The organism is Pseudomonas sp. 31 R 17 (assembly GCF_900004915.1).
GTDB lineage: Bacteria > Pseudomonadota > Gammaproteobacteria > Pseudomonadales > Pseudomonadaceae > Aquipseudomonas > Aquipseudomonas orientalis_A.
On the sequence record NZ_CVTN01000081.1, the window covers coordinates 89,054 to 101,540 of the forward strand.

Consider the following 12,487-nt stretch of genomic DNA (forward strand, 5'->3'; position numbering starts at 1 on the left):
TGCTCCTAGCGCAGCGCTTGGCGGCTGATGTCACCCGCCATGGCGTGCAGGCGGAAGCTGCGGGCATAGCCGGCGGGGTCGGAGCCGTCCCAGATCCTGCCGTCGATCAACTGGCTGCTGCGCATGTCCTGGGCATGGGGCGGCACGCCCACGGCGCTGGCGGCTTGACGATACACATCCAATTGTTGCACCTGGCGGGCGACGGCCAGGTAATCGGGGTCTTCGCGCAGCAGGCCCCAACGGCGAAACTGGGTCATGAACCACATACCGTCGCACAGGTAAGGCAGGTTGACCGCGCCATCGGCGAAGAACCGCAGCGCATGCGGGTCCTGCCACTGGTTGCCCAGGCCATCTTCGTAGTGCCCCAGCAGTCGTGGCTCGATGCAGTCCAGCGGTGCGTCGAGGTACTCGCGGGCGCTGAGCAATTGGGCGGTGGAACGACGGTTTTGCGTGCTCGCTTCGATAAAGCGACCGGCCTCGAGAATCGCCATCACCAATACGCGCGCCGTATTGGGGTACTGGTCGACGAAGGCTTGGGTACAACCCAGGACTTTTTCCGGATGATTGGGCCAGATCGACTGGCTGGTCGCCAGGGTGAAGCCCTGGTTCTGCTGGACGGCGCTGGCGCACCAGGGTTCGCCGACACACAGGCCGTCGATGCGTCCCGCCTGCAGGTGCGCGACCATCTGCGGCGGGGGCACCACCACACTGTCCACGTCCCGCAGCGGGTGGATGCCCTGGCTCGCCAGCCAGTAATACAGCCACATGGCGTGGGTGCCTGTCGGAAAGGTCTGGGCGAAGGTGAGTTTTGTGCGGCTTTGGTGCACGTGGCGATCCAGCGCCTCAGGAGTGACCACGCCCTGCTGTTGCAGCCCACGGGACAGGTTGATGCTCTGTCCGTTTTGATTGAGCCCCATCAGCACCGCCATCGGGCTCGGCGCAACGCCGCCGATGCCCAGGTGCACGGCATAGATCAGGCCGTAGAGGCTATGGGCGGCGTCCAGCTCACCGCTGACCAGTTTGTCGCGCAAGTTGGCCCAGGACGATTGGCGCTTGAGGTTCAGTGTGAGGCCGTAGGGTTGCGCAAACCCCTGGGTGGCGGCGACCACCAGCGAGGCGCAATCAGTCAGGGCCATGAACCCCAGGTCCAGGCTGCTTTTTTCCGGGGCGTCACTGCCGTTTACCCAGGCCAGCGCGGGGTTCACCGGGCTGCCGTCGACCGAATCGTTCATCAACACCTACCTTTTCTCGCAAAAAAAAGCGTCGCTCCCTCGGATGGCGATAGCAGCCATTGCAGGGAAACGACGCCTTTGTCCGTAGGCCCGCACCGTCGATGGCGCGCGCCCTGATAGAGAGTGCGTAGCAAGGCACATGCCACGGGGCAGCCGTCAGCTTTCCATCATGATTGAACCTCGCCTGCCTCTCAGTATGGCCGCTCTTTTGCGTCCTCCTCCCCAGGAAAAACCCACGGTGCATGCTGATTCCGCCATTACGAACCGCCACCGCCTCGGCAGCATGCTGCTGTGGGTTGCGCTGTTGCTGGTCAGCCATGTGGCCCGGGGCGATCCGTATCAGGCCAGGGATGAGCGCCTGGACAGTTTTTTCACGGCGCTGTCGGTGCCGTTGGGGATGCCTGTGGTGGTCAGTCGGGAAGCGGCGCCCAAGCGTGTCAGCGGGACATTCGATTTTGACGCGCCGCAACAGGTCCTCGAAACGCTGGCCGGGCAGGAAGGCCTGATCTGGCACAGCGACGGGCAGGCCGTGTACCTCTACAACGCGAGCGAAGCCAGGACCACTGCGGTGGCGCTGCGCTACATCTCGGTCAACCGGCTGCGCGGCATCATGCGCCGAACAGGCATGGATGAATCGCGCTATCCCTTGCGCGACAGCGGGGTGCGTACGTTCTACGTGTCCGGGCCGCCAAGCTACGTCAGCCAGGTGCTGCGGCTGGCGCAATTGACGGACCGGCAACGCAGTGAACTGCGTGTGGGGGCGCAGGCCTTCGGTGTGGTGCAGGTGTTCAATACCCACGTCGAGGATCGGCAGCATGGGACCGGCGCAAACAAGGTCACGGTGCCGGGCATGGCCTCCGTCATCCAAGGCCTGCTGGCCAGCGAGCAGAAGGGCCTGCTGGCGGACAAGAACCTGACGCTGATCGCTTATCCGGACACCAACAGCCTCCTGATCAAGGGCAAGCCTGCTCAGGTCAGCCTGATCGAAAAACTGGTGGATGAATTGGATGTGCCCAAGCAAGTCAATGAAATCTCGTCATGGCGTGTGGAAGCGGGTCGTGACGAATCGAAGCCCCCGGCCGGGCCGCCGCCGTTGACGGCCGCGCAGTATGAACGTGTGCAACGTGCGTTTGTCAGGTCGGGCGGCGAGCGTTCTCCCTGAATAAAGGCGTTAGTCCATGTACCTGGAAATACTGCTGCAGGAGCAACTGATCAGCCGCAAGCGACTGGCTGCGTTTGCGCCGGGCAAAGTCTTGCCTTTGGCACCCGAAGTCATCCATTGCGTGGAGGTACGGGTCAATGGGCAACTGATGGCGGTGGGTGAGTTGGTGCAGTTGGAGGATCGATTAGGGGTGGAGCTGCATGAGGTGTATCAGGAGTGGCTGCCGTATTCCGGTTGAGGCGAATTGTCTTACAGCAAACCGCTGAAAGACGTCGATTGAATCGGGTTTTTCCTAACGTGATACGCGAGGGAGGTTTTTATAGTCATGGCATCGGGCAAGTGGGCCGTCACAGGAAGAATGGATTGAATGTCAGCAGTCGAACGTGCAGGTGCCTTATGGCGGTGGTGATTGAAGAGTCGACAAAGTCCCTGGTTTTCGCTGATTGGACCTTGCATGACGATGGTCGGCTGACAGGCAGGGACACCGATATCCAACTGCCGCCCAAAGAGGGCAGCGTGCTTCGATTGTTGCTGGTTTCCGGCGGTACGTTGATGACCAAGGACCGCCTGTTGGCGCTTGCCTGGCCCAGGGGCGAGGTGGCTGATGAGTCATTGACCCGTTGCATTTATGCCTTGCGCAAACACTTGAGCGCCGACAAGGGGTTTATCAAGACCGTGTATGGCAAGGGGTATCGTTTTACCTGCCCCGTGCTGGCTAAAGACGCTGAGCCGATGCGGGTGCTGCACAAGTGCGCGGCATGCGGACAGATCAGCCATGTCTAAGCGGTGGGGCAGGGGCCTGATCCTCGGCCTGCTGCTGGGCAGCAACCAGGCCCTGGCCTACTGCTGGGATGAGGTGGCGCGTCGCTACGACTTCGAGCCGGAGTTGCTGCAGGCGATCGCGGCGGTGGAGTCGGGGTACCGGGCGCAAGCGATCAACGCGGTCAACGCCAATGGCACCCACGATATCGGCTTGATGCAAATCAACAGCAGTCACTTGCCTCGCTTGCTCGAGCTGGGCATCACCGAGGAACGGCTGGTGAACGAGCCATGTCTGTCGGTGGAGGTGGGTGCCTCGATTCTTGCCGGTTTCGTCCAGCGTTTCGGCTACAACTGGACGGCGGTGGGTTCCTACAATGTGGGGCCGGGCGCCGGGGCGCAGCGCGACGCGTTGCGCCTGCGATACGCCGAAAAAGTCTGGGCGCGTTATGAGGCCTTGATGGCCCACCGTAATTGACGAGTCGGCGGCACGCCTCGCATGCGGCCCGTCTCCCCGGCTATAATCGCGCCACCTTTCGCCGCCATCCGAGTCTAGCCCGCCCATGTATACCCTGGCCCGCCAGCTGTTGTTCAAACTCTCCCCGGAAACCTCCCACGATCTGTCCCTGGACCTGATCGGCGCCGGTGGCCGCCTGGGGCTCAATGGCCTGGTATGCAAGGCTGCGGCGAAAGTGCCGGTGTCGGTGATGGGACTCGACTTTCCCAATCCGGTCGGGCTGGCTGCCGGTCTGGACAAGAACGGTGCGGCCATCGACGGGTTTGCGCAGTTGGGTTTCGGTTTTGTCGAGATCGGCACCGTGACGCCTCGTGCGCAACCGGGCAACCCCAAGCCGCGGATCTTCCGCCTGCAGGACGCCGAGGCGATCATCAACCGCATGGGTTTCAACAATCTGGGCGTGGACCATTTGTTGTCGCGGGTTCAGGCGGCGAAGTACAAGGGCATCCTCGGCATCAATATCGGCAAGAATGTCGATACGCCGGTGGAGCGCGCGGTGGACGATTACCTGATCTGCCTGGACAAAGTCTACGCCCACGCCAGCTACGTCACCGTCAACGTCAGTTCGCCCAATACCCCGGGCTTGCGCAGCCTGCAGTTCGGCGACTCGCTCAAGCAACTGCTCGAAGCGTTGCGCCAGCGCCAGGAAGACCTGGCGGTGCGTCACGGCAAGCGTGTGCCGTTGGCGATCAAGATCGCGCCCGATATGAGCGACGAAGAAACCGTGCTGGTGGCCCAGGCCCTGGTTGACGCGGGCATGGATGCGGTGATCGCGACCAACACCACCCTCAGTCGTGCGGGCGTCGAAGGCCTGGCCCATGGCGACGAGGCGGGCGGTTTGTCCGGCGCACCGGTGCGGGACAAAAGCACCCATATCGTCAAGGTGCTGGCCGCCGAACTGGCGGGGCGCTTGCCGATCATCGCGGTGGGCGGAATCACCGAAGGCAGGCACGCGGCTGAAAAGATCGCGGCGGGCGCAAGCCTGGTGCAACTGTACTCGGGCTTTATCTACAAGGGCCCCGCGCTGATTCGCGAATCGGTGGATGCGATCGCCGCCTTGCGCTGAGCAATCGTCAGGCAATAAAAAGGGCTCCCTGAAGGAGCCCCTGGGCCGAAGCCCGCCGCCCGGATAGGACGTGCGTGGTTAAGTCGTTATCTATTCAAGTTGATGTGTCGGATTGTGAATGCCCTGATTAGCCGACGGCGTGAAGTTCGTTGAGTCTGTGGATGCCCGCAGTGCCAGTCATACCGTCCCAGTTGTCGCCACGTCCTTCTCGCCAGCCATTGATCCAGGCTTGGCGTACCGACGGTAGAGTAAATGGGCAAAGCTCACGGGATTTTCCATGAACGCCATATTGATATCCGCGTAAAAATGCTCTTTCCAACGGATCACGCTTAAGTCTTCTCATAGGGTGTTTCCCTCACTTGTTGACTGTCTAGATATCCTTCGGCCTCGTCTGAGGCCGGGCAGAGTTTTTCTGCCGTTGGTGGGCTCGCTGCCGGCGTGGCGAGCCGATGTGTCGGCGTCGTTACGGCGCCAACCTGTGTTGAGTTCTAACCAATAGGTCACATGGATTCAATGATCGTTTTGTCATAAGCACGTAACGATAACGATGCTATAGCCATAAGCTGGGATGGCTTTTCGCCCCTTTTTTCAAGCAAAGCCAGCTATGATGTGCCCTGCGAAGGAAATGTGATTAATCCTTTGGTGAGAATGCCCCCCTGTTGCAGTCGGTTATTATTCGACGAAGGGTCGGAATATTTCTTTTTGTTGCTTCAAATTCTTTTTCTGCACCGTCGATAAAGGCCCGAGGGCCCGGCAGACGGGGTGGAACGGCACATTCGTGCCACGCGAGCGCTCTTCAAGAAAAGTGCTTGATTGAAAACCGAGCCGGCGATGCGTCGCCCGTTCATTTATTGCTGAAAAGCCTGGAATGCCCCATGTCGGACCGTTTTGAACTCTTCCTCACCTGCCCCAAGGGCCTCGAAGGCCTGCTGATCGAGGAAGCCGTCGGGCTTGGCCTTGAGGAAGCCCGCGAGCACACCTCGGCCGTGCGCGGCATGGCCGACATGGAAACCGCCTACCGCCTGTGCCTCTGGTCGCGCCTGGCCAACCGGGTGCTGCTGGTCCTCAAGCGCTTCCCGATGAAGGACGCCGAGGACCTCTACCACGGCGTGCTGGATATCGAGTGGGCCGACCACATGGTCAGCGACGGCAGCCTGGCGGTGGAATTCAGCGGTCACGGCTCGGGCATCGACAACACCCACTTCGGCGCGCTCAAGGTCAAGGATGCGATTGTCGACAAGCTGCGCACCCCGACCGGCGAACGTCCGTCCATCGACAAGATCAATCCGGACCTGCGCATCCACCTGCGCCTGGACCGTGGCGAAGCCATCCTGTCCCTCGACCTGTCCGGCCACAGCCTGCACCAGCGCGGCTACCGCTTGCAGCAGGGCGCCGCGCCGCTGAAGGAAAACCTCGCGGCGGCGATCCTGATTCGCGCCGGCTGGCCGCGCATTGCTGCCGAAGGCGGCGCATTGACCGACCCGATGTGCGGCGTCGGCACCTTCCTGGTTGAAGGCGCCATGATCGCCGCCGACATGGCCCCCAACCTCAATCGCGAACTGTGGGGCTTTACCACCTGGCTCGGGCACGTCCCGGCGCTGTGGAAGAAACTGCACGCCGAGGCCACTGAACGTGCCGCTGTCGGCATGAACAAAACCCCGCTGTGGGTGCGTGGCTACGAAGCCGATCCGCGCCTGATCCAGCCGGCCCGCAACAACATCGAGCGCGCAGGCCTGAGCCACTGGATCAAGGTGTACCAGGGCGAAGTCGGCACGTTCGAGCCGCGCCCGGACCAGAACCAGAAAGGCCTGGTGATCTGCAACCCGCCGTACGGCGAGCGTTTGGGTGACGAGGCCAGCCTGTTGTATCTCTACCAGAACCTCGGCGAGCGTCTGCGCCAGGCCTGCATGGGTTGGGAAGCCGCCGTGTTCACCGGCGCGCCGAACCTGGGCAAGCGCATGGGCATTCGCAGCCACAAACAGTATTCGTTCTGGAACGGCGCCTTGCCGTGCAAATTGTTGCTGATCAAGGTCAACCCCGATCAGTTCGTCACCGGCGAGCGTCGCACCCCGGAGCAGCGCCAGGCCGAGCGTGAGCAAGCGGCCTACGACCAGGCTCCGACCGAACCGGCAGAGCGTCAGTACAACAAGAACGGCAACCCGATCAAGCCGGCCCCGGCACCGGTGGTCGAACAGGCGCGCCTGAGCGAAGGCGGGCAGATGTTCGCCAACCGCCTGCAGAAAAACCTCAAGCAGCTGGGCAAGTGGGCCAAGCGCGAAGGCGTGGATTGCTACCGTGTGTACGACGCCGACATGCCGGAATATTCCATGGCCATCGACCTGTATCACGATTGGGTGCATGTGCAGGAATATGCCGCGCCCAAGTCCATCGACCCGGAGAAGGCCTCGGCGCGCATGTTTGACGCGCTCGCGGCTATTCCCCAGGCGCTCAACGTCGACAAGAGCCGCGTGGTGGTCAAGCGTCGCGAGCGCCAGAGCGGCACCAAGCAATACGAGCGCCAAAGCGCCCAGGGCAAGTTCACCGAGGTCAGCGAAGGTGGCGTGAAGCTGTTGGTCAACCTCACCGATTACCTGGACACCGGCCTGTTCCTTGATCACCGGCCGATGCGCATGCGCATTCAGAAGGAAGCGGCGGGCAAGCGTTTCCTCAACCTGTATTGCTACACCGCTACCGCCAGTGTGCACGCGGCCAAGGGTGGCGCGCGCAGCACCACCAGTGTCGATTTGTCCAAGACCTACCTGGACTGGGCGCGGCGCAATTTTTCCCTCAACGGGTTTTCCGACAAGAACCGCCTGGAACAGGGTGACGTGATGGCGTGGCTGGAAGCCAGTCGTGACGAGTTCGATATGATTTTCATCGACCCGCCAACCTTTTCCAACTCCAAGCGCATGGAAGGCATCTTCGACGTCCAGCGTGACCACGTGCAGTTGCTCGACCTGGCCATGGCGCGCCTGGCGCCGGGGGGCGTGTTGTACTTCTCGAACAACTTCCGCAAGTTCCAGCTGGAAGACAACCTCAGCGAACGCTATGCGGTCGAGGAAATCAGCGACAAGACCATCGACCCGGATTTCGCGCGTAACGCGAAGATCCATCGGGCGTGGAAAATCAGCGCACGCTGAGTAGCTGATGTGGGAGGTAGGAGCGAGGGCATACCCCCTCCCACATTAAGCGTGCGCATTTTTTACACTGGTCAAACCCCCGACGGATGGCTATAACTTAACGTCCAGCCAAAGTGACACCCCGCACGCTGGCGCTGTGAGTGTTGCCTATGCCGATGCAAGCCGTACGCCCGAAAATCCTTGGTTTTATCAGTGAACAGGCATCGGCTTGGCTGGTGGCATTGGTGGTCGTGGCAACGGGTAGCGCGCTGACCCTGGTCATCGCGTGGGCCGCTGCCGACCTGTATCAGCAACAGGTGCGCCAGCGCTTCCAGTTGCTGGTCAGCGAGCGCTATAGCCGGATTCAGGAACGCTTCGAAGACCAGGAGCTGCGCCTGGATAGCCTGCGCCGTTTTTTCGTCAATTCCGACGAAGTGTCCCGCGCCGAATTTGACGGCTTCGCCCAGTCCCTGTTGTTGCACGCGCGTGCCTATGCCTGGGCGCCGCGAGTGTCCGGGGATCAGCGCAGCCAGTTCGAACAGACCATCTCGCGCCAGCGTGGCGCACCTTTCACCATCCGCGAATTGAATTCGGCAGGCGAGCTGGCGCCGGCGTCCGAGCGCGATGAATACGTGCCGGTCTTATATAGCCAGACCCAGAGTCTGTTGGGTTCGCCAATGGGTTTTGACCTGCTGGCCCAACCCCTGCGGCGCGCGGTTGTCGAGCGCGCGCAAGCCAGCGGCCAGGCGGCGGTGTCCCAGCCCATGCAACTGGTGGGCCTGGAGCCGGCGTATGCCGCCGGGGTGCTGCTGGTGGCGCCGGTGCGCAAAACGGTCGATCCCCAGCCGTACGGCTATGTGATGGCGGTGATCAGCATGCGCCAGCTGGTGGCCGAGGGTTTGCCCAAGTCCAGCCGGGATAACCTGGTGATGCAGATCGTCGATACCTCCGACACTGAGCAGCGTGTGCTGTATGCGTCGAGCAATGTGCCGGGCGACAGCGACCTTGTCGCTGCCCGACGACTTACCCTCGGTGACCACGTCTACGCGCTGAGCCTGCGCGCCAGCGAGGTATTCGACAAGGCCAACCATTCTTCGACCCACACCATATTGGTCATGGGCGTGCTGCTGAGTGCGCTGCTCGCGGCCCTGCTCTATGTGCTGGTCAGCCAACGCCAGCGGGCGCTGGCATTGGTGGAGCAGCGTACCGCGCAGTTGCGCCTGCGTGAACAGGAACTGCGCGGCGCACACGGCCAATTGCGCAGTGTGCTGGACGCGGCAACGCACGTCGCAATCATTGCCACTGACTTGCGCGGTGTCATCAACATGTTCAATGCCGGCGCCGAACGGATGCTGGGATTCAAGAGCGAACACGTGGTGGGCCACCTGACGCTGGAAAGCCTGCACCTGGCCTCGGAGCTTGAGGCTCGCGCCACGCGTTTGAGCGCGGCGCTGGGCAAGCGTATTACGCCGAGCCAGGCGATGCTGGTGGAAAGCCCGGACAGACAGCACGACGCCCGCGAGTGGACGCTGGTGCGTGAGGACGGCAGCCCTTTGACCGTGAACATGCTGGCCACTGTGTTGCTGGATGACCATGGCCTGTGGGTCGGGCACCTGGCCATTTACCTGGATGTCACTGAGCAGAAGCGCGCCTACGAGGCCTTGGCGGCGCGGGATCGCTTGCTGAAAAAACTCAGTGTCCATGTACCTGGCGGTATCTTCCAGTTCACGCTGGAGCCCCACGATCGCTGGCGCTTCATTTACACCAGCGAAGGCATGCGCGATATCTATGAAATCGAGCTTGGCGTGTTGCAGCAGGATGCGGGCAAAATCCTGGAGCGCATTCACCCCCAGGATCTTGAGCGGGTACGCGCGTCAATACGTTTGTCGGCGCTGCAATTGAGCCACTGGCGCGAAGAATATCGCGTGCAGTTGCCCCAGCGGGGCCTGCGCTGGATTCGTGGCGAAGCTACCCCGGAAGAATTACCCGGCGGCGGTACGTTGTGGCACGGCTATGTGTCGGATATTTCCGATCTAAAGCGCGTGGAAGACGAATTGCGCACGCTGTCCATCACCGACTCCCTGACCGGCATCCACAATCGCCGCTATTTCCAGGACCGCATGAAAGTCGAACTGCTGCGCCTCAACCGCACATCGGGAGCGCTGTCGGTGATCATGCTGGACATCGACCACTTCAAACGGATCAATGACCAGCACGGGCATGGTATCGGCGACGACGTATTGCGCGAGCTGTGCAAGCGAATCAGCCAGCGCCTGCGCCGCACCGACGTGTTCTGCCGGCTGGGTGGAGAAGAGTTCGTGGTGCTCTGCCCGCATACCGATAGCGCCCAGGCCTATTGCCTGGCGATGGAGTTGTGGCAGTCGTTGCGCAGTGTGCCGATGGCGCCGGTGGGCGTCGTCACCGCCAGCTTTGGGGTCGCCAGCTGGCGGATCGATGAAGGTATCGACGGGTTGCTGCTGCGCGCGGATTCGGCTGTCTATGTCGCCAAGCAGGCGGGCAGGGACCGGGTGGAACCCGCTCCCACAGACTGAACCGGTGCTCTAGAGCACCGGCGCGGCTGCCACTGCTTTCGGCTGGCGATACAGGTCAAGCAGCACCTGGTCCAGCACCGACGACGCGCCCCACGGCTTGGAATCGTTGAGAATCGCCACCACCGCCCAGGTGTTGCCATTGTTGTCGCGGCTGAACCCGGCGATGGCGCGCACGGTGTTCAAGGTGCCGGTCTTCACATGGGCTTCGCCGCGCATGGCGGTGGTCTTCAGGCGTTTACGCATGGTGCCGTCGGTGCCGGCGATCGGCAGCGAGCTGATGTATTCGGCGGCGTAGGGGCTTTTCCAGGCTGCTTGCAGCATGGCCGCCATCTCACGGGCGCTGACCCGTTCGGCGCGGGACAGGCCGGAACCATTCTCCATCACCAGGTGTGGCGCGGTAATGCCTTTCTTCGCCAGCCACTGACGCACCACGCGTTGCGCGGCCTTGGCATCGTCGCCATCGGCATCGTTGCGAAACTGCGCACCCAGGCTCAGGAACAGCTGTTGGGCCATGGTGTTGTTACTGTATTTGTTGATGTCGCGGATGATTTCCGCCAGGTCCGGCGAGAACGCACGGGCCAACACTTTGGCATCCTTGGGCACCGGCGCCTGGATATCGCGGCCCTGGATGGTGCCGCCCAACTCCTTCCAGATCGCACGCACTGCGCCGGCGGTGTAGGTGGCATGGTCGAGCAGCGACAGGTAGGTCTGCGAACTGCAACCGTCCGCCAACTGGCCACTGACGGTCACGGTCACACTGCCATCGGCGGCGGTCACCGGGCTGTAGCGTACGTCGCCGGTGCATTGTTTGGCGTTGGAGACTTTCACCTGGTTGTCGATGCGAATGCTCGCAATCGGCGGCTCGACCGACACGATCACCCGCCCGGCATCATTGCGCGTCACGAAGCGCAGCGCCTTGAGGTTGACCAGCAGGGCATCGGGCTTGACCAGGAACGGCTTGTTCTCGTCGTTGCCGTCGTCATTGAACTCCGGCAATTGTGGCTGCTGGAAGAAGTTGCGATCCAGGACCAGGTCGCCGGTGACCTGTTGTACGCCGTTGGCGCGCAGGTCGCGCATCAACAGCCAGAGTTTCTCCATGTTCAGCTTGGGATCGCCGCCGCCCTTGAGATACAGGTTGCCGCGCAACACGCCGCCACTGAGTACGCCGTCGGTGTAGAACTCGGTTTTCCACTGATGGTTGGGGCCGAGCATTTCCAGGGCCGCGTAGGTCGTCACCAGTTTCATGGTGGAGGCCGGGTTCACCGAAACGTCGGCATTGAACACGGTCGGCGTACCGGGGCCGTTCAAGGGCAACATCACCAGGGACAGGGCGGTATTTTGCAGTTTGGCCTTCTGAAGGGCCTGGGCAACGCTGGGGGGCAGGGTGTTATTGACGGGGGCGGCGGTGGCATGCAGGGCCAATGGCAGAAGAACACCGGCGAGGAAAACAGAACGCAACGATTTGATCATAAAAAATAAGACCCTACTGCTGAGGAGGGTGAAAAAGGCGAGGGGTATACAAGAAAAATCCCTCATTGGTCATGAAAGTGTCGGCATTATGCCCCAAGCCGAGCTTACTTGTAGCTGAACGATAGCGGGTAATCCGGGTTTTTTTATCGGCCAAACGCCGCCCGTCCCAGAGAGTCGGGCAATTGCCGCCTTAAACTGCTAAAGTGCCGGCCGTTATTACTTAAGAGGATTGTTCCAATGGCGACTAACCGTTCCCAGCGTCTGCGCAAAAAACTGTGCGTTGATGAATTTCAAGAGCTGGGTTTCGAACTGAACCTGGACTTCAAAGAAGGCCTGAGTGAAGAAGCTATCGACGCTTTCCTCGAAGCATTCATCAAAGAAGCCATGGAAGCCAACGGTCTGGGTTATGTCGGCGGCGATGACTACGGTCTGGTTTGCCTGCAGAAGCGTGGCTCGGTCAACGAAGAGCAGCGTGCTGCCGTTGAAGCCTGGCTGAAAACCCGTTCCGAGCTGACCAAGGCTGAAGTCAGCCCGTTGCTGGACGTGTGGTATCCGGAAAAGCCGATCAACGCGGCCAAGTGATACTCAAAAAAACGGCGACCTGAAGGTC

At 61.5% G+C, this 12,487-nt stretch carries 10 protein-coding genes and 1 pseudogene; 8 read left to right on the forward strand and 3 right to left on the reverse strand.

All coding sequences use genetic code 11. From position 1 onward, the window contains the following. Positions 1-5 precede the first annotated feature (5 nt). Positions 6-1,232 (reverse strand): CmpA/NrtA family ABC transporter substrate-binding protein, encoded by a 1,227-nt coding sequence (locus BFP89_RS23480; protein WP_065887856.1) that lies wholly within the window; start codon positions 1,230-1,232, stop codon positions 6-8. Between the two features lie 283 nt (positions 1,233-1,515). On the opposite strand from BFP89_RS23480, the pseudogene BFP89_RS23485 reads away from it, so the two are divergent. The 5 genes and pseudogenes from BFP89_RS23485 to BFP89_RS23505 all read left to right on the forward strand — a co-directional run. Then, positions 1,516-2,304, forward strand: a pseudogene (locus BFP89_RS23485) (secretin N-terminal domain-containing protein); the annotation flags it as partial. Between the two features lie 106 nt (positions 2,305-2,410). After that, on the forward strand, positions 2,411-2,632 hold the full coding sequence (locus BFP89_RS23490) for a FliM/FliN family flagellar motor switch protein (RefSeq protein ID WP_065887857.1): 222 nt from the start codon (positions 2,411-2,413) through the stop codon (positions 2,630-2,632). Between the two features lie 158 nt (positions 2,633-2,790). Continuing rightward, positions 2,791-3,177: a winged helix-turn-helix domain-containing protein gene (locus BFP89_RS23495; RefSeq protein WP_065887858.1), complete on the forward strand. Its 387-nt coding sequence runs from the start codon at positions 2,791-2,793 to the stop codon at positions 3,175-3,177. Further along, entirely contained in the window at positions 3,170-3,631 is a 462-nt protein-coding gene (locus BFP89_RS23500) for a transglycosylase SLT domain-containing protein (RefSeq protein WP_065887859.1), read from the forward strand. The genes BFP89_RS23495 and BFP89_RS23500 overlap by 8 nt, the downstream gene beginning before the upstream one ends. A gap of 85 nt (positions 3,632-3,716) precedes the next feature. Beyond that, positions 3,717-4,736 carry a quinone-dependent dihydroorotate dehydrogenase gene (locus BFP89_RS23505; RefSeq protein WP_065887860.1) on the forward strand — a complete coding sequence of 340 codons (1,020 nt, stop codon included), beginning with the start codon at positions 3,717-3,719 and terminating at the stop codon, positions 4,734-4,736. A 127-nt stretch (positions 4,737-4,863) separates the two neighbouring features. On the opposite strand, the gene rmf is transcribed toward BFP89_RS23505, so the two are convergent. Beyond that, on the reverse strand, positions 4,864-5,079 hold the full coding sequence (gene rmf / locus BFP89_RS27950) for a ribosome modulation factor (RefSeq protein ID WP_002553055.1): 216 nt from the start codon (positions 5,077-5,079) through the stop codon (positions 4,864-4,866). 532 nt (positions 5,080-5,611) lie between these two features. Here rmf and rlmKL point away from each other — a divergent pair. Both rlmKL and BFP89_RS23515 read left to right on the forward strand, forming a co-directional pair. Further along, positions 5,612-7,876 carry a bifunctional 23S rRNA (guanine(2069)-N(7))-methyltransferase RlmK/23S rRNA (guanine(2445)-N(2))-methyltransferase RlmL gene (rlmKL, locus tag BFP89_RS23510; RefSeq protein ID WP_065887861.1) on the forward strand — a complete coding sequence of 755 codons (2,265 nt, stop codon included), beginning with the start codon at positions 5,612-5,614 and terminating at the stop codon, positions 7,874-7,876. Between the two features lie 149 nt (positions 7,877-8,025). Next, positions 8,026-10,407, forward strand: a complete 2,382-nt coding sequence (locus BFP89_RS23515; protein WP_065887862.1) for a sensor domain-containing diguanylate cyclase — start codon at positions 8,026-8,028, stop codon at positions 10,405-10,407. Between the two features lie 9 nt (positions 10,408-10,416). On the opposite strand, the gene dacB is transcribed toward BFP89_RS23515, so the two are convergent. After that, entirely contained in the window at positions 10,417-11,877 is a 1,461-nt protein-coding gene (gene dacB, locus BFP89_RS23520; protein WP_065887863.1) for a D-alanyl-D-alanine carboxypeptidase/D-alanyl-D-alanine endopeptidase, read from the reverse strand. A 237-nt stretch (positions 11,878-12,114) separates the two neighbouring features. Between dacB and BFP89_RS23525 the strand changes: the two genes are divergently transcribed. Next, positions 12,115-12,459, forward strand: a complete 345-nt coding sequence (locus tag BFP89_RS23525) for a YggL family protein (RefSeq protein ID WP_057721210.1) — start codon at positions 12,115-12,117, stop codon at positions 12,457-12,459. Positions 12,460-12,487: the final 28 nt, after the last annotated feature.

Coding starts and splice junctions, on each gene's coding strand:
- BFP89_RS23480 (WP_065887856.1), bottom strand. CDS start 1,232: ATGAACGATTCGGTCGACGGCAGCCCGGTGAACCCCGCGCTGGCCTGG.
- BFP89_RS23490 (WP_065887857.1), top strand. CDS start 2,411: ATGTACCTGGAAATACTGCTGCAGGAGCAACTGATCAGCCGCAAGCGA.
- BFP89_RS23495 (WP_065887858.1), top strand. CDS start 2,791: ATGGCGGTGGTGATTGAAGAGTCGACAAAGTCCCTGGTTTTCGCTGAT.
- BFP89_RS23500 (WP_065887859.1), top strand. CDS start 3,170: ATGTCTAAGCGGTGGGGCAGGGGCCTGATCCTCGGCCTGCTGCTGGGC.
- BFP89_RS23505 (WP_065887860.1), top strand. CDS start 3,717: ATGTATACCCTGGCCCGCCAGCTGTTGTTCAAACTCTCCCCGGAAACC.
- rmf (WP_002553055.1), bottom strand. CDS start 5,079: ATGAGAAGACTTAAGCGTGATCCGTTGGAAAGAGCATTTTTACGCGGA.
- rlmKL (WP_065887861.1), top strand. CDS start 5,612: ATGTCGGACCGTTTTGAACTCTTCCTCACCTGCCCCAAGGGCCTCGAA.
- BFP89_RS23515 (WP_065887862.1), top strand. CDS start 8,026: ATGCCGATGCAAGCCGTACGCCCGAAAATCCTTGGTTTTATCAGTGAA.
- dacB (WP_065887863.1), bottom strand. CDS start 11,877: ATGATCAAATCGTTGCGTTCTGTTTTCCTCGCCGGTGTTCTTCTGCCA.
- BFP89_RS23525 (WP_057721210.1), top strand. CDS start 12,115: ATGGCGACTAACCGTTCCCAGCGTCTGCGCAAAAAACTGTGCGTTGAT.